21 protein-coding genes and 2 pseudogenes are annotated in these 24,395 nt (G+C 42.3%); 9 read left to right on the top strand and 14 right to left on the bottom strand.

The annotated features are described in order from the left end of the window. Nucleotides 1–19: 19 nt before the first annotated feature. The 4 genes from MKX49_RS23115 to katA form a co-directional block, all read right to left on the bottom strand. On the bottom strand, nt 20–1,213 hold the full coding sequence (locus MKX49_RS23115) for a M14 family metallopeptidase (RefSeq protein WP_323596069.1): 1,194 nt from the start codon (nt 1,211–1,213) through the stop codon (nt 20–22). Between the two features lie 60 nt (nt 1,214–1,273). After that, complete coding sequence (locus MKX49_RS23120) at nt 1,274–1,906, bottom strand: glycosyltransferase (RefSeq protein ID WP_340877933.1); 633 nt, start codon at nt 1,904–1,906, stop codon at nt 1,274–1,276. Then, the gene (locus MKX49_RS23125) at nt 1,870–2,175 is read right to left on the bottom strand and encodes a hypothetical protein (RefSeq protein ID WP_340877935.1); all 306 of its coding nucleotides are present in this window, start codon (nt 2,173–2,175) and stop codon (nt 1,870–1,872) included. Before MKX49_RS23125 ends, MKX49_RS23120 begins: the two co-directional genes overlap by 37 nt. A gap of 194 nt (nt 2,176–2,369) precedes the next feature. Continuing rightward, a complete protein-coding gene (katA, locus tag MKX49_RS23130; protein WP_063595885.1) occupies nt 2,370–3,824 on the bottom strand; it encodes a catalase KatA in 1,455 nt (484 codons plus the stop codon). Between the two features lie 618 nt (nt 3,825–4,442). Here katA and MKX49_RS23135 point away from each other — a divergent pair. The 5 genes and pseudogenes from MKX49_RS23135 to MKX49_RS23155 all read left to right on the top strand — a co-directional run bounded on the left by MKX49_RS23135 (nt 4,443) and on the right by MKX49_RS23155 (nt 9,203). After that, the gene (locus MKX49_RS23135) at nt 4,443–5,333 is read left to right on the top strand and encodes a TetR/AcrR family transcriptional regulator (protein WP_048685277.1); all 891 of its coding nucleotides are present in this window, start codon (nt 4,443–4,445) and stop codon (nt 5,331–5,333) included. A 476-nt stretch (nt 5,334–5,809) separates the two neighbouring features. Then, the gene (locus tag MKX49_RS23140) at nt 5,810–6,157 is read left to right on the top strand and encodes a phage holin family protein (RefSeq protein WP_048685276.1); all 348 of its coding nucleotides are present in this window, start codon (nt 5,810–5,812) and stop codon (nt 6,155–6,157) included. Nucleotides 6,158–6,357: 200 nt separating this feature from the next. After that, nucleotides 6,358–6,732, top strand: a pseudogene (locus MKX49_RS23145) (DUF6359 domain-containing protein); the annotation flags it as partial. 105 nt (nt 6,733–6,837) lie between these two features. Next, nucleotides 6,838–7,516: pseudogene (locus MKX49_RS23150) on the top strand (endonuclease I family protein); the annotation flags it as partial. A gap of 319 nt (nt 7,517–7,835) precedes the next feature. Then, nucleotides 7,836–9,203: an amino acid permease gene (locus tag MKX49_RS23155; protein ID WP_048685272.1), complete on the top strand. Its 1,368-nt coding sequence runs from the start codon at nt 7,836–7,838 to the stop codon at nt 9,201–9,203. A 45-nt stretch (nt 9,204–9,248) separates the two neighbouring features. Here MKX49_RS23155 and MKX49_RS23160 read toward each other — a convergent pair whose 3' ends face one another. Further along, entirely contained in the window at nt 9,249–10,112 is an 864-nt protein-coding gene (locus MKX49_RS23160) for a DUF4349 domain-containing protein (RefSeq protein WP_340877938.1), read from the bottom strand. Between the two features lie 233 nt (nt 10,113–10,345). On the opposite strand from MKX49_RS23160, the gene MKX49_RS23165 reads away from it, so the two are divergent. Further along, nucleotides 10,346–10,714: a TspO/MBR family protein gene (locus tag MKX49_RS23165; protein ID WP_340878608.1), complete on the top strand. Its 369-nt coding sequence runs from the start codon at nt 10,346–10,348 to the stop codon at nt 10,712–10,714. Between the two features lie 397 nt (nt 10,715–11,111). Here the strand turns inward: MKX49_RS23165 and MKX49_RS23170 are convergent, their stop codons facing one another. From MKX49_RS23170 to MKX49_RS23185, 4 genes are all read right to left on the bottom strand, one after another. After that, nucleotides 11,112–14,930, bottom strand: coding sequence for a bifunctional 2',3'-cyclic-nucleotide 2'-phosphodiesterase/3'-nucleotidase (locus tag MKX49_RS23170; RefSeq protein ID WP_340877941.1), 3,819 nt, complete (start codon nt 14,928–14,930; stop codon nt 11,112–11,114). A gap of 318 nt (nt 14,931–15,248) precedes the next feature. Continuing rightward, a complete protein-coding gene (locus MKX49_RS23175; protein ID WP_323596089.1) occupies nt 15,249–15,707 on the bottom strand; it encodes a DinB family protein in 459 nt (152 codons plus the stop codon). Between the two features lie 40 nt (nt 15,708–15,747). After that, nucleotides 15,748–16,575 carry a GNAT family N-acetyltransferase gene (locus MKX49_RS23180; RefSeq protein WP_445670143.1) on the bottom strand — a complete coding sequence of 276 codons (828 nt, stop codon included), beginning with the start codon at nt 16,573–16,575 and terminating at the stop codon, nt 15,748–15,750. Nucleotides 16,576–16,977: 402 nt separating this feature from the next. Further along, nucleotides 16,978–17,142 carry a YvrJ family protein gene (locus tag MKX49_RS23185; protein ID WP_081088496.1) on the bottom strand — a complete coding sequence of 55 codons (165 nt, stop codon included), beginning with the start codon at nt 17,140–17,142 and terminating at the stop codon, nt 16,978–16,980. A gap of 156 nt (nt 17,143–17,298) precedes the next feature. Here MKX49_RS23185 and MKX49_RS23190 point away from each other — a divergent pair, with 156 nt between their 5' ends. Both MKX49_RS23190 and MKX49_RS23195 read left to right on the top strand, forming a co-directional pair. Then, nucleotides 17,299–17,922: a sigma-70 family RNA polymerase sigma factor gene (locus tag MKX49_RS23190; RefSeq protein ID WP_340877947.1), complete on the top strand. Its 624-nt coding sequence runs from the start codon at nt 17,299–17,301 to the stop codon at nt 17,920–17,922. Further along, nucleotides 17,915–18,133 (top strand): hypothetical protein, encoded by a 219-nt coding sequence (locus MKX49_RS23195; RefSeq protein WP_048678007.1) that lies wholly within the window; start codon nt 17,915–17,917, stop codon nt 18,131–18,133. Before MKX49_RS23190 ends, MKX49_RS23195 begins: the two co-directional genes overlap by 8 nt. A gap of 52 nt (nt 18,134–18,185) precedes the next feature. Here MKX49_RS23195 and MKX49_RS23200 read toward each other — a convergent pair whose 3' ends face one another. The 3 genes from MKX49_RS23200 to MKX49_RS23210 form a co-directional block, all read right to left on the bottom strand. Then, nucleotides 18,186–20,555, bottom strand: a complete 2,370-nt coding sequence (locus tag MKX49_RS23200; RefSeq protein WP_340877949.1) for a penicillin acylase family protein — start codon at nt 20,553–20,555, stop codon at nt 18,186–18,188. 274 nt (nt 20,556–20,829) lie between these two features. Continuing rightward, a complete protein-coding gene (locus MKX49_RS23205; RefSeq protein ID WP_340877951.1) occupies nt 20,830–21,267 on the bottom strand; it encodes a hypothetical protein in 438 nt (145 codons plus the stop codon). 178 nt (nt 21,268–21,445) lie between these two features. After that, nucleotides 21,446–22,309: an STAS domain-containing protein gene (locus MKX49_RS23210; protein WP_340877953.1), complete on the bottom strand. Its 864-nt coding sequence runs from the start codon at nt 22,307–22,309 to the stop codon at nt 21,446–21,448. A gap of 145 nt (nt 22,310–22,454) precedes the next feature. On the opposite strand from MKX49_RS23210, the gene MKX49_RS23215 reads away from it, so the two are divergent. Beyond that, nucleotides 22,455–22,598 carry a hypothetical protein gene (locus tag MKX49_RS23215; RefSeq protein WP_153246076.1) on the top strand — a complete coding sequence of 48 codons (144 nt, stop codon included), beginning with the start codon at nt 22,455–22,457 and terminating at the stop codon, nt 22,596–22,598. 108 nt (nt 22,599–22,706) lie between these two features. On the opposite strand, the gene MKX49_RS23220 is transcribed toward MKX49_RS23215, so the two are convergent. Both MKX49_RS23220 and MKX49_RS23225 read right to left on the bottom strand, forming a co-directional pair. Beyond that, nucleotides 22,707–23,036, bottom strand: a complete 330-nt coding sequence (locus tag MKX49_RS23220) for a hypothetical protein (RefSeq protein WP_048678011.1) — start codon at nt 23,034–23,036, stop codon at nt 22,707–22,709. A gap of 99 nt (nt 23,037–23,135) precedes the next feature. Continuing rightward, nucleotides 23,136–24,329, bottom strand: a complete 1,194-nt coding sequence (locus tag MKX49_RS23225) for an MFS transporter (RefSeq protein ID WP_340877956.1) — start codon at nt 24,327–24,329, stop codon at nt 23,136–23,138. Between the last annotated feature and the right edge of the window lie 66 nt (nt 24,330–24,395).

The following is a 24,395-nucleotide window of genomic DNA, read 5'->3' on the forward strand; positions in this document are numbered from 1 at the left end:
TTTTTCATTTGGTCAGATTTCACATATATAACCCTGCCAAGAAAATCCCAAGCGACTTCTGATAAATCTCATCGAACTGTGATATGGGAAGGGGATTCGTTCCTTTGCCCAGCTCCACGGTAAATCCCGGCCTGCGCCAATCCTGAATGAACCAATCCTTATACCCTGCATAACTATTGGCGGATTTAACAGGCTCATATCCACTGACCCTCGCAAACTCATTGACTATCGTTTCCGACTCGGGTGGTTCCAAACCTTCAAACCCCCAAAAAATCACCTCTCCTTGGGTGTGGAACGCAAGGACTTTGCCAAAATCACGTTTTTTTGTCAACTCTGACATTGCAATGGCCTCTGGCTGTGTAAGCGGCCCTTCCCCTGGATAATTAGCCGGACCTGGCTCCGTTACATTATTACGGGCTTGTTCCAGTTCCCATTCGGCGGGAAATTGATCATTCAGATCCACACCATTGATATTGGCTTTCCAGCCAGAGAAGTCTTCGCTGCCATTATTCCATTCGATGAGCCGTCCTCTCAATGTCTCATCTGCAGGCGGTCCTTTCAAAACCAACTCCACTCCGTCCGGATTCACCATTGGGACGATCGACAGCATCGTCTGTTGATAAAAGGGAAACATATCTAGACCGCGGATGTCAGCCTGATTCGTGATTGCAAGTAAATAATCATTTAAAAAGGTCATGATCACAGGCGTCGTTATCCACTCATTCGCATGAAAGGAACCATTATAGTGAACTCGTTTGTTGCCATTTCCAATCAGAACTTCGGGGATATCCCTTTCAAGCACCGAGTCCCCGATGGGGGAGTTTTTTATAAATGGATAGATTGTTTTCAAACGTCTAACATCGGTCATCATCGTCCCATAATCATATTCCCGATTTCCTTGAATGAGCCTCCACGTAATCCTTAATGGCACAGAAATTGTCTGACCGACTTGCAAGGCATTCGGGTTGAGATTGGGATTAACTAAAAATAAGGCATCCAATGAAAGATTGCGTGACCTGGCAATTGCCCATAACGAATCACCTTGCTTTATGGTATAGCCGGTCGTCGTAAAGCCAGGTATTTTGATTTGTTGGCCAATCATAAGTGCAAGTGGATCAATCCCACTATTGGAATCAATGATAAGTTGGTAATTCACCTTGAATAATTGGCTATAATACCACAAGGAATCATTTTGCCGCACAAAAACGTCCATACTGCACCTCCTCTTAACCAAATGTATGCAGATTCGATTCAATTATTGCCAAAGCAAAAGTCACTCCTCAAAACAAATCAAATTGGGGTTTTCATCCAGAATGCTTTGATATTGCTCATTACTTCCATACGTACCATCAGGGTCTAATTCCCGATATCTTTTGAATTTCGCCATCCGATCTTCTTTTTTAACCCAGCCCAGATGCTTCAATCGTATGTCGGATAACTTGTGAGGCAATTCAAAGACATTTTCTGCAAATCTACCGCAATGCTGCGGCCTATCGTTCCATTTGCATTCAAACCCCTCCCGATATCTGACCAGGAACGGCCGGCAATACTGGTGAGCGCACCAGTGTTCATCCTCCCTGTAATGGGTTTCATTCCAAAAGTCATATAACCGGAAGCAATATACATCCACTTCTTGATCGCTTATCAGCTGCCTGACTTCCTCTTTGAATCTATTTTCAAACACTTCATCGGCGTCAAGATTTAATATCCACTCGGGATTTGACTTCACCGTCTCTTTCCATTGCATTTTACGAAGTTCAATTTCATTGGAGAACTTGGAGATATCATTCCTGATGATACGCACCGGCACCCCTTTCAAAACCTCTAAACAAACCTCTGCGGAATTGTCCGTGCTGCCGTCATCAATAATCACGGCTTCATATTTTTGAAATCCGCGACCTTCCATACCAGATTTTCATTCCAGTAATGGGTAGTGCCATTACACACATAAATATTGCTTTGATTGGATGCCAGTAATTTGACATTGTTCTGCTCCTGACTGAAATCTTCGAGCATCTTGCTTGATCGCTCATCTTCATTGTCATCAATGAAGAAATAGGCAAGTTCCTTCCCCTCCGCATCCAACCGTTTGAGTGAAAGCAGGAACTTTTGTAAAATATGTGGTTTTTGGTAAATTGGACTGCCCACTAACACCCGAACCTTTTTACTGGTCATTAATACCACCCTTTACTGTTAATCTTGACTGGCCCCCAATTAATCTGACTGCAAGACTTTCCCTGAAGACATAACTATATATTCTTACCGAACTTGTCGGGTGTCATTTAAAAACGGCGTCCTGTGTACACAAAACAGGCATCCATTCATGAATGGATGCCTGTTTGCATTTACTAGATTGGGAGTTTCATATTTTACACTTCTTGCGGTACAGATAAACCTAAACCTTCGGCTATGCGCGTTCCGTATTCCGGATCGGCTTTATAAAAATGACCGATTTGACGAAGCTTGATTTCCTCTAATTCCACAGGTTTCATTGCGCCCACGATCGTGTCAACAAGGCGCGTTTTCTCTTCGGCACTCAATAGACGGTATAAGTCACCTGCTTGAGTGTAGTGATCATCACTATTATGACCAACTTGTGCAGCTTTCCCGGTCACCTCGAAAGGAGTGACTTTATTTTCCGCTGATTCGGCAGGGCCGCCAAAACTATTCGGCTCATAATAAACAGATCCCTTGCCATTGTCATCTGCACGCATGAAGCCGTCACGCTGATAGTTGTTCGCTTCCACTTTCGGACGGTTAACCGGAAGCTGGTTATGATTCGAGCCCACACGGTAACGGTGTGCATCTCCGTATGCGAATAGACGACCTTGAAGCATCTTGTCCGGGGAAGCCTCAATTCCCGGTACGAATGTTCCCGGTGAGAATGTGGCTTGCTCTACTTCAGCAAAGTAGTTTTCAGGATTTCTGTTCAATTCCATACGGCCAAGCTCAATCAGCGGATAATCTTTTTGAGACCATACCTTCGTCACATCGAATGGATCGAAACGGTATGTATCCGCATCTTCCAGAGGCATGATTTGAACATATAATTTCCAGGCAGGGAAGTCCCCTTTTTCAATCGCATTGAAAAGATCTTCCGTATGGTAATCAGGGTTTTCACCTGCTAGTTTTGCAGCAAGATCCACATCAAGGTTTTTGATGCCCTGTTCTGTTTTGAAGTGGTATTTCACCCAAACGCCTTTTCCTTCAGCATTCACCCATTTAAATGTGTGGCTACCGAAACCATGTGTATGACGAAGTGTAGCAGGAATGCCCCGATCGGACATCAGGATCGTCACTTGGTGCAGAGATTCCGGTGAATGTGACCAGAAATCCCAAACAGCCGTAGGGTTTTTCAAATGTGTTTTAGGATCTCTCTTTTGTGTATGGATGAAGTCGGGGAATTTAATCGCATCGCGAATAAAGAATACTGGCGTATTATTACCGACGATATCGTAGTTTCCTTCTTCGGTGTAGAATTTAACGGCAAATCCACGCGGGTCACGGACTGTATCTGCAGAACCCAATTCACCTGCAACTGTGGAGAAACGGATAAAAAGATCTGTCTTCTTGCCCACACCATTGAAAAGCTTAGCTTTCGTGTACTGAGAAAGGTCGTTCGTTACTTCGAAAGTACCGTATGCACCGGCACCCTTCGCATGAACCACACGTTCAGGGACACGTTCACGGTTGAAGTGAGCTAGCTTTTCCAATAAGTGTACATCTTGAATGAGCACAGGGCCGCGTTCGCCGGCAGTGATAGAGTTTTGATTGTCTCCAACTGGGGCTCCCCAGCTTGTAGTAAGGTTTTTCTTATTCGACATAATTGAACCACCTTTTCATTATTATTTATGTATATAATGATAAAGCTTCTCAGAAAAAAATCAATACTTATTTATAATAATTTTAATATAATAATCAATTCATTATTCACTCGCTGATGATATAACTCCAAACACATCCATAATATGGATAGTTCAAAAGGTACAAACGCTGATGGAACAGCCTATTCACATAATTACATTCCTAATAATGGTATACGACCCTTATAGGCAATTTTCCTTCATGACGAGTGATTTTATCATTTCTCCTACCAATGGGATAGCAATCGAGAATGGTTAACGAATAATCATAGATACTTTGCGCTACTTCACCCTTTTCTTCTATTCATCTTATAACAAACCGAAATGTTCTCCTGTGACTTTGTTCACTTCGTCAGCCTTTATTTACAGAATGACGAATAGCCGGATGCATAGAAACTGAATTTTTCATTGCTTTTGTAAACCCTATCTTTCAGCAGAACTCTTCCTGAATCCGCTGAAACAAAAGGCCATCCCCCTTATTTTGCTAGAGAATTTGTAAACATACCGGTTTGTGTTCATATAGAAAATAAGATACTATTACGTTAAAATGACCGTCCAATAAGAGTAAGGGTGATATATATGAATGAGCGCAAACAACTGGTAGTTAAATATGCGCACCAATTATTTATTGAAAAGGGTTACCAAGCAACTTCCATTCAGGATATTTTAGATTATAGCGGCATTTCAAAAGGAACATTTTATAACTATTTTTCTTCTAAAAGCGAATTGCTTAAGGCAGTCTTCCTAACTTCGCAAGAAAAATTCGAAAAAGAGCGGAATGAATTGCTGATTGGGCAAAACCTTGCAGATATTGAAATATTCATCAAACAATCAGAATTACAAATGCACTCAAACAAAAACAACAAAATCTTTTTCTTATATGAAGAAGTAATGATTTCAAATGATAGCGAACTTAAGAACTTCATAACACATGCTAAATTCCAGCATATCCATTGGTTATCAAAACGGTTTCTGGACATTTTCGGTGCTGATAAAAAACCTTATATTTTGGACTGTGCCATTCTTTACTCGGGAATGATGCATCAAACGATTCATTTTAATGCCTTGGCTAAAGAGCCTGAGTTCAACCCTACTGAAATTATCCGTTATTGTGTCGATAGGATTAAATCGATTTTCGAAGATGTCAGCAAGTCAAATGCACAGCTTTTGGAACCCGATCTCATCAAGCAATGGCTGCCTGAGTGTTTCCATAACCAGCAGGATTTTCATACAGCACTCCTGCACTCTGCAAATGACCTAAAAAAGATGATCTTGAGGCTTTGCCAAGATGATGAAGCGGAACGGGTTAAAAACTTAAAATTGATTCACTTTATCCAAGAGGAATTATTACAAAACGTTGAACCGCGAACCTTTCTTATTGAAAGTGCCCTTCTTTCCTTAAACACCAATCCCAAATTAAAAAACACTTTGGAATTAAGTGAATTCGAAAAGATCATTGCCAACAACTAAAGAGAACCTAATGAATCCCATTTTGTAGACAAATGGGGTTCGGAATGGCCTTATCACCAACCATAATTTTACAAAAAACCAAGTTATCCTTCATGGTTTTTTACTGTTTTATAAAATCCGCAACGGATTGAAGAAAACTAGCTGAAACGTCCTTTTTGAGGGTTTGTAAAAAGAAACGTTGATTTCCACTACAGGCACTCGCTTTCCGCGGGCGGTCCGGGAGCCTCCTCGGCGCAAGCGCCTGTGGGGTCTCCCGGGACGCGCTTTTCCCGCAGGAGTCTCGTACCTTCCGTTCCAATCAACTGGACTGTTTTTTAAAGAAGAACTCTTTTATGACCCTTAAAAGGGTTCTTTCCATTCTGGGGGAATGCTTATCGTATCCTCTTTTTTTTGTGACAATTCTGCAAACATATAACTGAAATTCATCAAATTTTAGTATAATGACTTGTAGAAAGTGACTTCAGGAGGAGTTTTTCATGAACATAATCATGCGTTTTCTTATCAACGGGCTGGTATTGCTCGTTATTGACTGGCTTCTCGACTCCATCACGATCAAATCTTACGGAACTGCCTTGCTGGCGGTTTTTATATTATCGATCATGAACTTGCTGGTTAGACCCATCCTCCAACTTATCACATTGCCGATCACCATCCTGACGTTCGGGTTGTTTTCTTTCATTATCAATGCCTTCACATTCCAAATCACTTCCTATGTTGTCAGTGGCTTTGTAATAGATTCTTTTTGGGGGGCTTTAATCGGATCATTGTTATTGAGTTTCATTCAAAGTCTTCTTATAAAACAGAGTAAAAAAAACCGTCAGTAGCATGCTGACGGTTTTTCATGTCATTTCCATGACAGCCTTCGATATTTCCCGGGCTATTTCACTAAATTCCGCTAAGCATCACTAGCTGTTTTCTCTCATTTTTGACAATCCAGAAGGAAAAAGCGGCTAATATCCATAACTTTACATATACATGCCAATTTCTCTGGAAATGGGTATGAATCGAATTATGGAGGAATCACATGTTCACAAAACATGAATCAAGATTTGCCCTGTCCATTGTACTCGTGCTCGCTTTCCTTATTCCCGCTCTTTTCATTACTCCATCACTAGCCGCAGCTGGCGATGGCAGCTCGTCATCTCCTTACTCCGTTTCCCAAGCCATTACGAATCAAGACAGCACGATTAAAACGGTCAGTGGATATGTGGTAGGACAGCCCACGTCAGCCAATACCGTCATTACGAGCAGCTATCCGAATGATTATGCCATAGCACTTGCAGACAGCTCATCGGAAACAAACATTGCCAATATGGTTTATGTTCAGATTCCATCCTCCTTCCGCTCAGAATTTGGGTTAAAAACAAATCCTGCATTAAAAGGGAAAAAAGTCACCATCACCGGTACACTGAGTGCCTATTTCACCCATCCAGGCTTAAAAGATGTATCTGCCATGTCTTCAGGGAATGATTCACCAGAACAGGAGACACCGGGGATTGGCTCATACTATGATTCAGCCAGCGGTAAATCAGGGGCGTCATTAAAGAAAGCCCTCCATGAAATCATCGATGACCATACGGAAATATCGTATTCAAATGTCTGGGAAGCTTTACGGATAACCGATGAGGACCCGAATAACGCCAATAATGTCATTCTACTTTATACAGGGCGTTCCCAAGGAAAAACGCTGAACGGATCAGGTGTTAATGATTGGAATCGTGAGCATGTATGGGCAAAATCACATGGTGATTTTGGTACCACTTTAGGACCCGGCACCGACCTGCATCACCTTCGGCCTACTGATGCCTCCGTCAACAGTACAAGAAACAACCTGGACTTTGATAATGGAGGTTCTGAACATACCGAAGCAACAGGAAATTACTATGATTCTGATTCGTGGGAACCTCGCGATAGCGTCAAAGGTGACGTCGCCCGGATGCTGTTTTATATGGCGGTTCGTTACGAGGGTGATGCAGGGGGAAGTCAATTTAGAGCTGAATAATCAAGTGAATAATGGCACCGCCCCTTATCATGGTAAATTGGCTGTCTTACTGGAGTGGAATGAACAGGATCCTGTAGATGCCTTCGAGCGTAACCGAAATGAGATCATTTATAATCAATATCAGCATAATCGCAACCCTTTCATTGATCATCCTGAATGGGCCTCCGCCATCTGGCAATGATGAAACGAATCAAGCTGTTGCTTATCTTCGGGACAGCTTTTTTTTATTTTTAAATGTCTAAATTTTTAGAAAAATCACATAATTATATTTTGTTTGTATAGCATTATAATTAGTTTCGAAAGATTATATTGCGATGAAAAATCTTAGGAACACTTTCTTAGTAAGCGTTTTCATATTTTTCTTTACATTCTAACTATTAAAATATATTATTTAATTGTAATATTATGTGAAAAATCAATAAATAATATGTATTCACCTCTACTAGTGATAAAATGCTAGATAGAGAAAATTAAACTCCAACATAGAAAAGGGGAAAATTATGCAAAACTCCAAAGAATCTCAACTACATAGAGGTTTGGAAGAAAGACATATCGCATTAATGTCTCTTGGCGCAGCCATTGGAGTCGGTTTATTTCTCGGCTCGGCATCTGCGATTAAATTAGCCGGTCCAGCAATCATCATTTCTTATGCCATTGGCGGACTTATGATCTATCTTATCATGCGTGCACTAGGTGAAATGGCAATAAAAAATCCAGTCGCAGGCTCCTTCAGCCGTTACGCAAGCGAATTTGTCGGTCCTCTAGCCGGATATATAACCGGATGGAATTACTGGTTCGTTTGGATCGCCACCTGTATGGCTGAAATTACGGCAGTCGGAATCTACATGCAATTTTGGTTCCCTGATACTCCGCAATGGGCTTGGGCATTAGCCGCACTTGCCATCATGACAACGATTAACTTTCTTGCTGTAAAGGCTTACGGTGAATTGGAGTTCTGGTTCGCCCTTATTAAAATCGTAACGATCATCCTGATGATTGTCCTTGGCTTCGGAATGATCATCTTTGGTTTGGGGAACGGCGGAATCGCGGTCGGTTTCGGCAACCTTGTTGAAAATGGCGGATTTTTCCCTAATGGGATTTCTGGTGTCATCCTCTCGTTCCAAATGGTCATGTTCGCCTATTTGGGAATTGAAATGCTCGGTGTAACCGCAGGTGAAGTTAAAAACCCTGAAAAATCTTTAAAAAGAGCCATCGATACCGTTTTTTATCGGATTTTACTTTTTTACGTTTTAGCTCTGACGGTCATTTTATCGATCACTCCATGGGATGAAATGAATGGAGAAAACAGCCCATTCGTTATGATGTTTGATAAAATCGGTATACCAGGCGCAGCCGGAATCATTCAGTTTGTTGTACTGACAGCAGCCCTTTCATCTTGTAACAGCGGGATCTTCAGTACAGGAAGAATGTTATTCAACCTGGCACAGCAAGGTGAATCACCAAAAAGTTTCGAACGTACAACAAAGTCAGGCGTTCCTGGCGTTGCCATTATCGTTTCGGCTATCGTACTTCTTTTCGGCGTTTACCTTAACTACATGGAAGCCGATAAAGTTTTCACTTACGTCACAAGTGTCGCTACATTCGGCGCCCTCTGGACATGGGGAACGATACTTGTCACACAGATTATGTCTAGACGAAAAATGAGTCAGGGAGAAAAACAAGGCTTATCTTACAAAATGCCTCTTTTCCCATTCACTTCTTATTTCACTTTAGCCTTTTTGGTATTCGTAATGATAGTACTCGGTTTTTCAGCAGATACAAGAATCGCTCTAATCGTTGGTCCGATTTGGATCCTACTGTTGGTAGCCCTGTATTATGTGACCGGCTTGCATAAACGGAAAAGATAAATAGCAGAGGGTGCCCAGTCTAATTGGCACCCTCTATTAATTCCTTCACCTTTTACCCCTTCTTTTGATCACCCAATGGACCACCGCACCAGCTCCTCCTAAAATAATGAGGATCGGCAAGTTTCCTATTATAAAAACAATGATTCCTGAACCCGCTTTAAGTAATAGATTCGCACTCGTTGCAAGTTGTTTCTTCGTTCTCTCCCATGTATTCAATTCCTTATTATCAATGCCCGGCACAACTATCCTGTCCTGTGATAACGTGATGGTGACGGTCGAATACGAAGTCTGGTTTTCAAGATACTTGATTTGCCCGGTCAGCTGCTCTATTTCTTCTTGCACCACGGCAAGATCAGATGATATTTTCAGCAAATCTTCCGTCTTCTCAGCATCCTTCATGAATGCAAGCAACCTTTCCTCCACTGCCCTCTTTGACTTCAACCTTGCTTTTAAATCCACATATTGCTCCGTTACATCCTGTCCTGTCACACTCCTTCCGACCACTTCTGAAGCCTCGCCCTCGCTATCGGTTAGAAAATCCTGAAAATGGGCTTCAGGGACCCGAACAGTGATCGTTCCTTCCACCAGTTCTTCATCTTCCCTGTATACATTGGACTCAACAACATATCCGCCATATTCAGACACCTTATTCTCAATCTTCATTTGTGCCTTTTCAAGGTTCTTCACCTTCAACTCAAGCTGGGCCTGATGGATGACCTTTCTTTCATCCGTCATCCCTTCCTTTTCCGCTGCTTCTTCCTGCACCTTATTCCCGGAAATGGAAGCGTCCATTTTACTTTCCGCCTTTTCATCCTGTGATTCCGATGGTGAATCATCTTTTTCGTTACTGCTGCATCCAGCAAGTAAAAGGAACAAACTGAACATGAGCATCATTGTTTTACGGTTCATCGGTATTCCCCCCTTTCTTACTAGTACCGACGTAAAGTTTGGAAGAAAGTTACACTTCTTGATTAAAGGGGATGTTTTATTTTCAGGTGCGAAGGTAAAGGTATAAGAACATACAAATAATGAAGAAAGAAGAGGATTGCATTATGAACTACGGAAAATTGGCTAAAAGTGTATTGGTACCTGTCGTCGGAGGTTCACTTGTGGGGATATTCGCCACAAGGAATTAAAAAGAAATTTATGACAAACTCAAGAAACCTGCTTTTGCTCCTCCTTCCTGGACTTTCCCCGTTGCTTGGACCAGCCTTTATACGATTATGGGAATAGCGAAATATCGCATTGCATCCAAAGAAAAAGAATCGAAGTCCGCTGAACTCCTCTATGATACTCAACTAGGGTTGAATTTCTTGTGGTCATTTTTATTCTTCAAATGGGGCTTGCGCGGAACAGCCTTTATTGAAATGGCTGCACTGCTGACCTTGATTACATTGACGGCATTCGAGTTTTATAAAATAGACCGTACATCAGGTTTAGCAATGATTCCCTATATCGCATGGGTCACCTTGCTATTTAGATTGAACTTTTCTATTTTCAGAAACAATTAATCACAAAAAAGAGCGCCCCTTATATTAAGGAGCGCTCCCTTTTTGAGTTTCACGAGTAAAAGTTGAAAACTCACGAGTAAATGTGCATTTTTCACGAGTAAATCTGCTAAACTCACGAGTAAATGTGCTATTTTCACGAGTAAACCCGCTAAACTCACGAGTAAATCCCCAATTTCACGAGTAAACCTGCTAAACTCACGAGCAAATGCCCAATTTTACGAGTAAACCTGCTAAACTCACGAGTAAATCCCCAATTTTACGAGTAAACCCGCTAAACTCACGAGTAAATGCCCAATTTTACGAGTAAACCCGCTAAACTCACGAGTAAATCCCCAATTTTACGAGTAAATCCTCTGAACTTACGAGTAAATGTGCTAGTTTCACGAGTAAACCCCAACTAATTATTGATATTCGTAATTCTGCCTTCAATTTCTGCCGTGATCTTTCCGCCTTTAAAGGTCTCTTTCACATAGTTAACGAATGCTTCCAGGTCTGCATGTCCAAACACACGCTCTTTTCCTTTCAGGACGGTATAGTTATCACCGCCGCTTGCCATGAAATCATTGACGGCCACCGTGTATGTTTCGGTATCCTTGATTGGTGTTCCGTCCGCTTTCTTCAATAAGGTGACACGTTCCGTGACAGGTTTACTGAAGTCGGCTGTATAGCTCAGTCCAGAAATTTGCAAAGTTTTCGGAGATCCTTCCACGATCCATTGCTGTTGGAGCAGCGTTTTCACTTCAGCTCCAGTCAGTTCCAGCTTAACCAATACGTTTCCGAACGGCTGGATTTTCGCTAAATCGGAAAAAGTGACTTCCCCCTTGGGAATATCTGCACGGATTCCGCCTGGATTCATGAAGGCAAAATCGGAGTTCAAATCGGCCTTCATTGAATCGGCAATTAAATTCCCAAGGCCCGTTTCCTGCGTATAGGCATTGGTTCTTAAAATTTTCTCATCCGTTGTCCCAAGCGGAGCTTTCAGCTCGGGGAACATGTCCAGGTAGTCGTTGATGAATTTCGTCGTCCCGGCATCCGGTGTGATGCCATCTTGTGTAACCGTAACAATCTCAGCTGACTTTTTAACAATATCCTTTGTGCTTGGATCGATTTCCAAATCCACATCTTCAAAAGCCGTTCCATAAGAGTAAGCTTGTACGATCAATTTATTATCGACATAGTTATTGACCTTTGCATGATTATCTCCTGCTAAGATCACATCCACTTCATCATCCACGGCATTAGCAAGATCAGCCACTTCGCCTGTGATGACCCCTTCCTTTTCCGTGCCTGGGTCATGTGAGATGATCACGATCGATTTGACGCCTTTACCTTTCAACTCATTTACCGCCTTATTTACGGCAGGTGCCTGTTCTATGAATTCCACATTCTTAATGCCATCCGGACTTACTTTTTGAGGTGTGGCATTCGTGACTACACCTATGAACCCAATATCAACCCCGCCTACCTTTTTTATGACGTAAGGGTCCAAAATCGGTTTTTTCGTGTCTTTATATACGACATTGGCCACTACATATGGAAAGTTCAATTTATCGAATACCACATCGGATGTTGGCGACTTTCCGCCATTGATCTGAGCCATCAAGGTTTCTACCCCTTTGTCGAACTCATGGTTCCCGACAGTCCCGACATCGAATTTCATATTATTCAAAAACTGAAGCGTCGGTTTATCCTGGATCAAAGAAGAAACGGGTGCACTTGCCCCAACGGCATCCCCTGCCGAAAGTAAAAGTGTATTTTCAGGGTTTTCAGCTTTCCGCTGCTTCAAGTGTGCGGCTAAATAATCGGCACGCCCTTGTTTGATGCCGCCGAAATCGGAGGTGGTATCAAGCTGGCCGTGAAGATCATTGATCCCGAGCAGTTGCACCTTAACGTTTTCTTTGCCCAAATTGTATTTGTAAATGCCAAAGCCTTTATCATCCTTTTTGCCTGTATAGGAAATCGAGCTGTCTTCCTTTAAATATTCCGCACCTTTTGGCGATGAGGTGAAAGTAACGTTCACCTTGCCTGAAATCGGGGCTATCGACCAGTTATTATCAGCGGTTGGATTGATCTCACCCTCTTGTGTGATGTAATCCATCAAGATCTGGCGATTTTCATCCGCAGAGTCAACCACATATTCGCTGCCCTTGACTCCCGGGAAGTTCCCCCCGCCCGAAGCACGGTAATTATTCGTCACGACGATGAAATCTTGATTCGGGTCCACTGGTTCATCATTATATTTCAAATCTGCAATCCTGCTTGAATCCGACACTTTTATCCCTTTTTCATCATAGCGCGGAGCCTTGGTGACATCGATTTGGTACGTGACACCGTCAATCACATCAAAATTATAGACGGCAAACTTTCCATTAAGCAGCTCCTGTTCCTCAGACTTGGCAGGATCGATCGTATTATATTTCCCGGCTGACATCTCAAGCCACTCTTTAACCACGGACCCTTTGATCTTGATTGCCTTCAAGGTATTATCGTATAAATATAAATCACCGGCGCTGCGAATGGTCAGTCCGCCTTCCTTGATTTCCGTGAATTCCTCGACGCCATTGCGACCCGCTTTGAATGGGGCCCCTACAGAGAGGATGGGCAAGTCTTTGTATTCAGGGCGGTTGCTTTGAATGTATTTTTCTACATACCATTTCTGTGCGCTCGTCACGACCTGTACGGAAGGATCGTCTTGAACAAGGGCGAAATAACTATGAATTGGAGCTGTAGTCGTTCCGATTGGCGTGTTAACATACTTGATCGTTCCTTCATGATCCTTCTTCACGGCTTTGACGACAGCTGCATCTTCAGCCGCTTTTTTTCCTGTTATTTTGTCGTTGATTGCCCGTGTTGATGAATCGGAATTGACGACTTTCCATTTTCCCTTGATATTTTGGATATCAAGATCGATGATCCCGAGATGACTGCCTCCATATCCTGCTTGAACCGCTGGTACACCATTGATGGTACCCTTTTTATTATCCACGCCTTCAAGGACTTTTCCTTGGCTATCTTTGAATAGGCTGTCTAAAGAAGCCTCATCTTGTGCCGGGAAGACTTTATGTGTGTGTGAGAACGTGATGGCATCGATGCCGGATACCTTGCTTAATGAATAGATGACATCCTCGGTATTCTTGGTATCGCCATTAAACCCGGAATGCGTGAGGGCCACGATGACATCCGCGCCTTTTTTCTTCATTTCAGGTACATATTTTTTTGCAGTCGTGACGATTTCCTTTGTCATGACCTTACCGTCTAGATTCGCTTTATCCCAATCCATGATTTGCGGAGGGGCAAATCCAATGTATCCTATTTTTACTGATTTTTCTTTTCCATTGATGTCCTTCACTTTCTTCGTGACGATTTTATAAGGAGCATATTTATTTTTATCATTTTTTGGATTATTGTCTTTATCCTTTTTATAAACATTGGCATTGACGTAAGGGAAGTTCGCATCGTTGATGGCCTCGTCCAAATAAGATAAACCATAATTGAATTCATGATTGCCGAATGTGGCCACATCATAGTCAAGCAAGTTCATCGCTTTATAAACGGGATGGACTTCACCCTTTTTCAGTGGCGCTATTTTTGCTTTGTAAGTACCTAGGGGGGTCCCTTGAATAAGGTCGCCGTTATCCACTAAAACGCTATTTTTCACTTCTTTTCGTGCCTGTTTGATTAAAGATGCCGTGCGGGAAAAGCCGACGGAGTCCGATACGGCATCCTTATAATAATCATAGCTCACCAGATTGGTGTGTATATCAGTCGTTTCCATGACCCTTAGTTCAAATGGGGCATCCGAAACGGAGGCTGCCAGGCTTTTGCCGAAGTCACTCGTATGGCCGTTATAATTGGAGACAACCGATACGTTAACCCAATAACCCGATTTGTACGAGTTGAAGTACGCCGAGAACTTTTGGGCCGATTTAATATCCGCCTCAACGGCTGATTGTGAAATGACCTTCGTCCCATTCATTAATTGAAAGACAACGGTTTCATTTCCTTTGTTCCCCTTTTTCGGTGTGACCGTTACAGTCGCTTTGGTGCCTTTTGAGTAATGAACAGTAGGAGCTGAAATGATAAATGGTTCAGTCGTGGCCGGTTTCTTATTAGACTCTTTGGCGGATGCCTCCCCCGGTACGGTAAATGGCGCTGTAATCAAACTCACAGCAAGGATCGGGGCGAGCATCTTCTTAACATGAATCTTGTACGACATACTTCACAACCCTTCTAGTTTTGTAAAATGCTAGAATAATATATCATGATTTTGTCGAATTATCGCCAAAATTTACCGTAATATTACGAATTTTGAATAAATGGTACTTTTTACTCATTCCCATCCAAAGCGCCTAGCTCGATATACCTTCAATCATGTAAATGAATCATCATAGAATCCCTATGAATCCTTAGGGATAATGTCCCCTGATAGAGAAAAGCTGGCCCATGAAAATGAACCAGCCTGCTAACATCGTATGGATTTTAAAGATCGTTCCTTACGCTCTTTTTTCAGGGAAACCCTTTGAAAACGGCGAACCTATATATCCCGATCTATTAAACTGGCGGATACCGGTTCGATGCCCATCTCCCTCGACCAGATGGACAGCTGGCCTATATGGTGAATTTCGTGCGCTATGAGATGGCGCAGTATCCTGCCTTTTTCATATGTCCCCTCCATCCAGGATGGCTGAACCATTCCATTCCCTTCTTCAATTGCATGCGAGTTCAAATAGTCCATGACCTCTGAGTGATATTGGTTAGATAAATCCTCCACTTTTCCGATCGTATCATAAGCATCCAAATCGATCGCGACATCAGGCCTCCCTTGTATGGCCCTGATCCAGCTGCATTCGACATCGATAATATGGGCAAGTGTCCGCAATATATTGCCCATCCCTCCCGTACGCTGCCGTTTCAGCTCCTCATTCGGTAAGGATCGGCACCACTTGAACCATTCCCTTCTCACCTGCCAGTTATAATGGAATAATGTCAACATCCATCCCAGCCCCCTAACACTCTTTGTCGTCAAATCCCCTTCAGCCTTTGTATTGATAATAATCCTGTCTTTGAATCGTTTTGAAGCCACAAGATTCATAGAGTCTTAACGCATGCTCATTAGTCGCCTCGACCTCGAGAAAAATATCATATCCCAGCTGGCATTGTTCGGCTACAACCTTTTTCAATGCCTTTCTTCCAAGTCCTTTTCCCTGGTATTTTGGCAAAATGGAAAATCCATATATCCACGCTTCCCGGCCTGAGTGATCAACCCGGATCTTACCGACTGCGCGGCCGCCCTTTTCAATCATCATGGTTTTCAGAGTATCCTCATATAGGATGCGCTGATAATAATCCTTCGCCTCTTGTTTCGTAAAATGGAAACATTGAATATCCAGCTGAATTTCCGTTTCCTCATCATCTCTCCGTGAAGGGCGGACGACTGCATCATCATAATCATCAAGCTCCGTTTCGGACCACTTCATTTGAAACTCTGAGAAAGCAAACTCACATGGGAACTGTTTCAAAAATTCTGTCCCAGAATGTGATTGCGCAGGTGAGTTCAAGAGAATCACCTTATAGTTGCGCTCCACGGCACTCCTTATCGCCTCTTCCAGCAGCTTAGTAAAAATGCCTTGCCTCCGGTAGTCAGGGTGCACCATCCCGCACATCTCCGCTTTGTTTCCAAAATCGTAAAGACCCAGAAAACCAACCAGCTTCAATCCATCATAGTGGAGAAAATCATTCTTATGAATACCATTTCGACTGCGAAGCGTTTCCCAATTCAGTTTTAACGTAAAACCTTCCCGTTCACATTCTTGCTGCAGGATCCGAATATCTTCCAGCTGTTCATTTTTCAAATTTGCCACCCCTTTTCCATATTATCAGTTTATTACCAAAAAATAAGAAAAGCAGCACCCTTTTACTTGGGTGCCGCATACATTTCAGAAGTTTATTGATGAATGTTGTTTTTTTAAAAGTATTTTCACTTTAATCCATAAAACTAAAATCCTACGAGGGGAGGATTTCCTATCTAATTCCATTGACGGATGAATTATAGCAGTAAAATGATTCCAAATGACGATTATTTTTTACCTATTTTGTGCTATATTCCAAATAATGGTTTATCATTATTTTATTTTAGGTTAAGGGAGGGATTTAACAAAAGCTTGAATTCAGATAGTACCCATTTCTTTATACCCGAATTCCGGACCCTTTTTAGTATAGAATCCGAAATTCGGTGTTTACCATCCGGCACTTACGTCCTGAGGTTATCGTTTTTTCGTTTTATGAGCGGACTTTTTTAAGTTCTCTACGTCCGTTGTCAGTTCTTTTAATTGTTTACCGAAGCGGAAGAGCAAAAACATAGAAACGACGAATGGATAGCCAAATTCGCTAACTAATGAAACCCACATAGTAGCATCCTCAATCATCATCCTCTTCACCCCTTTTCTTGTATCTGATATCTAAAGTGAAACTTGTCAAAAAAAATCAATCTAGCACTATTGATTTATGGAAAAAAGAACGAATGTTCCTATATAATTGATTTATTCCCCTTGTCTATCACTTTATTAATAAAAGGAGGGATAACAATGAACCAATTAACTTCTCATTTTTTTTCTCATTCATTGGAGTTTCTGCAGCAACAGTACTCATCTTTCTTTGCACAACCGATCATTCAATTATTCTTACAGAACCCAGAGCATTTAAAGATTTTCACTGAAACTCTTGATTCCCCTTCTTCCCACAACATTGATCATCTCAACGAGACTTTCAAAATTTTCTATTACCGGGCTAAAGTATACAAATACATGTGCTCCTTAATTTACTTCTTCTCTGTTGATTTTGATAAAAGGGCACGGAAGCAGCGGGAACGCTATCATATGGTACTTGATGCGACACCAAGGGATACTGGCGGATTGATCGATCGAATCGGCACCTTGGATGTTCAACTTGAAAAGATGGGGGAATCGAATGAACTCGCTTCACACATAAGTGATGAAGAGATGATAAAAGCCTTGAAGAAGTTAACAGCCAAACAAAACCTGGTGCTGACCATGATCTTTTCCTACGGCCTATCCAACAAGGAAATCGCTGCCTATTTCCAGGAGTCGCCACAGAATATCTCAAGCATTCGTAAACAAGCTCTAAAAAAACTTCGAAAGCACTATATGGATGAGGTATATGTTAGAAAGGAGAAAAGCCATTGTGGATAAAAAACTGTCAAAAGAAGAATTGTTGGACCTGATCGACTCTTTGAATCCTAAAATAAAAAAATCATTAAAAAACACGAACTATCAAGACCGGAATGATCTGGAACAAGAAATTAAACTCAAGATCATTGAATCATATGAAAAAATCGCAGCAATCGAAGCCCCCAATTTTGAGGAGTTCCTTGCAGAATTCCTGACTAAGCAAAAACAATGAAAAAGTACCAAGTCCAGAGAAAGATGCTGGTCTTGGTACTTTTTTTTGAATTTCAGTATGATGGTTTCAATGTCAGCTTATCCCCTTTTGGATCGTCTATCGTGGTTTTGTGATAAGTACCCTCTGCCCAATCATCAAGCTGATCGTGATACCACTCACTTTTAACGTTACCTGATTGACCCGGACCAACAAGGTGATATCCTTGATTCATGTCGGCTAGGTCGATGACGAATCGCCAGGAGCCACCGTGATTAACGGTTCCATCATCTAAAAATGCCGCCGCCTGTACGGTGACACTGCTGCCGCCTACCGGAATGCCGCCGCCGCCGTTAAATAAATAATGTAACGGGGCGACACTTGATAGCGGGTGGTTAAACCTGACCTGATGATAGTCTCCCCATTCCCAATCTGCTATATCGTCACCTTGTGATTCTGCCAGTCCCGTTAACGTCACCTGTAACGACTTGGCAAGCACCTGCTCAAGTCCGCCTGCATCTTCAATCCAAGGGCCCGGCTTACCATCCAGTGCCCGCCTTAGCAGTTCATCAACGGCCGAACGCCTTCCATTAAAAAGGTTGAGGGTTTCTTCCGGTATTTCTTCTTTCAGCAGAACATCCCCTATATTTCGCATCCAGACATTAAAAATCATCGGTGCCGCTTCATCAGCGGAATCGATATGATTCCATTTCTTCAGAATCGTCAGTGCCTGGGCTTCCTGTTTCCCAGATGGACCTTTCAATACCTCCACGAATCGAGGAACAAACTCCTTAGCTTGCAAATTCACTTTATCCATCTGCAGGCTTTGCATATCCTCGGCCGTAAGCTTTTTATTCGCCTTTAAAAACTCCTGTATCCTCATCTGTCGGTATGGCTGTGCCCAGTTATTGCTGATATGGTAAGGGTAATCATCTGATATGACTTTATTATTCGCTGTCGAAATGAATCCCTCTTTTGGATTCACCGTTTTTGGAAGTTCATCAAAGGGAATATAGCCTTTCCACTCAAATTCATCCGTCCATCCAGGTACAGGCAGCATACTATCACCTTTTTTCCGGATTGGGATTTTCCCATTCGCCTTGTATGCAATGGTCCCATCGGCTGAGGCAAAGACGAAATTCTGTGCCGGCGTTTCGAATTTCAAGAGGGCCTTTTCGAATTCTTTCCAGCTTCCCGCCTTATTCATATTCAGTACCGCTTCAAGCTCGGCAGATGGATCAAGTGCCGTCCACCTTAAGGCAAGCACGGTATCTTTTCCGCTTTTTCCGGCAAACTCGGAGACAACGGGTCCATGGCGGGTAACCGTCACTTGATAGTCAAGTGTTTTCCCATCCTTCACCTTGATGGGTTCGTCCAAGATTTCAGCTTTTTCCCATTTACCTTTGTAGGAGAATTCTTTCTCGTTTTCCGGGTTTCTCCTCTCAATATACAGATCCTGAACATCCGGACCGGTATTGGTCACACCCCAAGCAACCTCTTCGTTATGGCCTAATATGATTCCCGGAATCCCGGCAAAAATAACACCGCTCACATTGACTGACGGGGCCTCCAAATGCATTTGATACCAAACCGACGGTGTAGCCAATCCCAGATGGGGATCATCCGCCAATAACGGCTGACCGGATTGCGTTTTCTTGCCTGAAACGACCCAGTTATTGCTGCCGTTGAATTCATAAGGAATAACGGCCCCTGCAAAACTTTTTTCAATATCCAGTTCTTCCTTGCTGATGATATATGGAGCGTTCTTTGGATAATCAGGAAATAAATCATATGCCTTTTCCTTGGGGAACGTTTGCAGCAAATACTGCCTAAACGCCTGATCTTCCCAGTTCCCTCCTAAATCAAAGGCCATATATTTACCGATGGTCAGCGAATCGACGGGTGTCCAAGGCTCCGGTTCGTATCCAAGCAGAGTGAACTCCGCCGGCCATTTCCCATTCTCCTTCAATTCATCGATATAAAGATTTACACCCTCGGCAAACATATCCAAGGCTTCTTTTCCGTCACTTGAATATGCAGCATAAGAGGCTTCGGCCGCCCTCCTCAAACCAAGTGTGCGGAAATACTTATCATTTTTGACGGTTTTCTCACCAATCACTTCACTCAATCTACCTGACGCCTGACGCCTGCTTAAATCCATTTGAAATAAACGGTCCTGGGCTTGGATATATCCTTGGGCTAAATACAAATCATGTTCACTCGCTGCGTTTATATGCGGGACCCCACTTGAATCCCTCACCACCGTAACCGGTTTCAAAAGACCTGGAAGCGATATTTCCCCCTTTGTTTCCGGCAAGGATCTTGAAAGAAATACATTTGCGGCAATCAAGACTGACAGCGAAAGTATGATCAGGATTCCAAAACTCCATAGCGCCCGCTTTCTCCACTTCCGTTTTGGCTTTTGCTGAGGTACGGCAACTTCCATCGATTCATCTTCCTCTCCCCTTAAAACTCTCTTTCTTTCTATTTAAGATATTCCGCGTTTAACTCCATCTTTCCTACCACCCTCCTCACATTCTCTCTTTTTATTTCAAGAAGGAAGAAAGGCGCAAGTACGGATTATTTCGAGCAACGTCGAATTATTACACACAAGGTCGAATCAACTCGCTCAAGGTCGAATTTTTACCGTGAAATTACTCCGATAAACAGTAAATCAAATGCAAAAACACCGATACAATGTATCGATGTGGCAGGGAATGCTAGCTATTTGCAATAATGTATTCAGTCACTTTATCTACATCGTCTGTATAAAAGAGAGCTTTATCAAAGTCATGGGCCGCCTTCGTCTCGGCTTCCATATATTCAATCGGGGAAAGGAGACCAAAGATCCTCTTCCATTTATGAGTTTTCTCCAGAAGTTTTCTTTCCTTTTTTATATCCTCTGGTATGAATTCATTAATGATAAACCATGGGTCGGAAAATGAGGGGTCCCCAAAACGTTCATTCAAGGCTCGCAATTTGTCCCGATCCCATTCCACCCTTACCAAGTCCGATATGACCGAGACATTTTGGACCGAGTCGAGGATGCGTTTGGACAAAACATCATATTCTTCATCCTCCAGCCCATTATCCGTCATGATTCCTACACAATACCATTTTTCGTAATGTTCAGGTTCTTCATTTTTCTTGAAAAACACTATTCAACCACCTTCCTTACACGCTTTACATGTCCTATTTAATTTAAATCAAAAACAACATGTCCGTCCACGCCACTTCACTATAACATGGAGAAATATCGATGGGCATTAAATATGGGGGCAGCAGGAATGTTAGCCTGACATAGAAAAAAAGATACCCTAAAAAAGGATACCTCCATCATACTGGCTGAAGAGCCAGCCCTCTTTGATTCAACAGATATTCAAGGGCCTGCCTGAACGATAGAAAGGCTTTTACCTGATTTGCAAAATCAAGTTTGACGATCTCTTTCACGACATCAGGGGAAAAACCGACAAACATCGTTTCCGTTCCCATCAAGGCCAATGCCCCCACTAATTGATCCAGCAGGGAGAGCATATCGCTTTCCTTCGTAAAGGTAATTCCCGAGAAATCCATGATCAATACTTCCGCATGCAGATCTGCACATTTTTGCAGCACCGTCGATTGAATCGACTCCATTCTCCAATCGTCAATGCGTCCGATCAAAGGTAAGAGCAGCACATCCTTTAATATGGTCTGAACAATCGGGGTGGACAATTCTTCCATGACTTCTTGGTTTTCTTTTATCTTCTGCAACGATTCGTTTGCCATTCTCGCCATTTCTTTATAATGATTCACGTAACTGATACTCACACAGTGTATGAACTGGTCCAGGATTGCATCAATTATTGAGCTTGCTTTTAACAGAATTTCAATGGAGTAATATCGGTTGCTCACCTCTTCTTCAATGAAACTCCAGAAAAGGTTACGCACAAGCTGCGCTTCCTCAATATTCTTATCTAAAGGAATGCCCATATCCACGATGCGCTTACCTATTTCCATACCCGTTATTTTCATGCTTTCCATCGCTTGTGCCTTTCCATGAATCAAGGCATCTGCATGAATTTGAATAAGTTTTGACCGTACCTCTTTACTGGTTTCTAAATCATAGAGCGGTTCCTCTTCTTCAAACAACTCGATATGCTCCACTAAGATATATTTAAATTTTTCAATTTTTTCGCCAATCATTCTTAATTCTTCCATATGGACCTCCCATACAGGGCTTTTATCATATTTTAGCAAATAATCGAGGGGTAAGGATATAAAATCCTTCTATTACCAATATGCTAATAGACGTTTACCCTTTTCTTGATAAGGGTATTATGATATATGACTTGGAGGGATGAACATGAAAAAAGATCAACAAGACTTCGAATCTGAAAACATGAGCGATTTAGTCGAGCTCATAAACAGTAAAAATAACAGCCGCAGAATCTTGAATGTACTTCGGCGTAATAAAAAGGATAAAAGTAAAGGCAAAGATAAAAAATGAAAAAGCCCAGTCCAAAATGGCCTGGGTTTTTTGAATGGGATCAAATAGAAGAGCTGAGCTGTTCATTAAGAAAACCCAGCTCTTTCGTCATTAAAAATCGATAAGCCACTACCTTTTTCTCCGGATCTCCTCAACATGGTTCCCTTCAGTAGTAATATAGACTGTTTCATCAATTTTGTATGTTAAATAACGGTCACAATCAATTTCAAACGTTTTCCCATTGTCGAATTTCATTGCGCAATTGGATCCCTCTTCGGTTTCCGTCACATCAATGACTTCGTTCGTCTTAAAACCGACTGCCTTGCCATCGGAGAAATGCGGATAGTATTTTTCAACAATCTGCACCTTTTGCAATCTGCCAGGACTTGTTAAGTATACAACGAATAATATAATTAAAACGGCTATTAACCCAATGAGAATTACTGCTTTTCGTTTCACTCTATCTAATACCCTCTTCTCTTATCAATCTATTATTCAATATCCATTTTCACTAGATTATATTCAGGATTCCGGAAAAACATGATAGAAAAGATCATTTTATTTAACGATTTTCACTTTTTCAACCATCATCGCACAAGCCGCAGCAAGGAGGATCAGAATGGATACAGCCGAGATGACCCCTCCCCAGCCGAACTTCATCAGGAATAAACCGCCAGATGCCCCCACTATACTTGATCCTGCATAGTAAAATAGGAGATATAATGCGGATGCTTGTGCCTTTTCACTCTTATCTGCCAAACTGCCGACCCAGCTGCTCGCAATGGAATGAGCTCCAAAAAAGCCAAATGTAAACAGGGCAAGCCCCATTATTTTCAGCAAAAGCGGGTCCAATAAGGTTAACAGGGCGCCCATCAGCATGATTGCGATGCCGATAAGAAGTACAACCCTCCGACTATATTGATCGGCAAGCTTCCCCATCCATGTTGAACTAAACGTCCCCACAAGATAGATTATGAATATGAAGCCAATCAATGTCTGTGATAAATGATATGGCGGACCCATTAAAGGTATACCCACAAAGTTATAAACGGTAACGAACGAGCCCATTAATAGGAAGGCCATGCCGAATAAGAGTACTAGTCTGTTATTCCTTAAGTTATTGATAAGGGATATTTTGATCCTTGATAATGAGACCCGTACGCGGACAGCATGCTGCGAAGGCGGAAGCATCCACCAAAAAGCCAGACTGATGATCAAACTTAAAGCTCCAAGGCTTCCAATCGCTATGTTCCATGAGAAATGGTCGGTCAGCACCCCGACAATCAGCCTGCCAGCCAATCCGCCGATACTCGAACCGCTCACATAGATCCCCATCACATAGCCAAGGCTTTTCGGATGAAACTCTTCATTGATATAGGCCATCGCAATCGCCGGGAAACCTGCAAGCACCGCACCTTGAATCGCCCGTATTGCAATCAGGATGTATAGATCATCCTGGATGAAGCTGACACATATGGATAACAATGCAGACAGAGTGAGCGCCGTCCCCATTATTTTTTTCCTATCGATATTTTCTGAGAAAAAAGAAACAAGCAATAAACAGAGTGCAAGCGTTCCAGTTGCGAAAGATAATGTAAGGCTTGCCATTGCAGGAGAGACTCCGAATTGCTTGGCGAAAACCGGAATGACCGGTTGGGTACTATACAGATCCGCAAACGTTACAAAGCTACCAAGAAATAAAGCCAAGATCGTTTTCCTGAATGATTTACCAGCAGGCTCGATATAATTCACTTTTGTTCAGACCCTTCACTATTTAACTTTCCCCCTATGTTAATACGAACTTCCCGAGTTGTCTAT

It is taken from the genome of Peribacillus sp. FSL M8-0224 (genome assembly GCF_038003055.1).
Classification (GTDB): domain Bacteria; phylum Bacillota; class Bacilli; order Bacillales; family DSM-1321; genus Peribacillus; species Peribacillus frigoritolerans.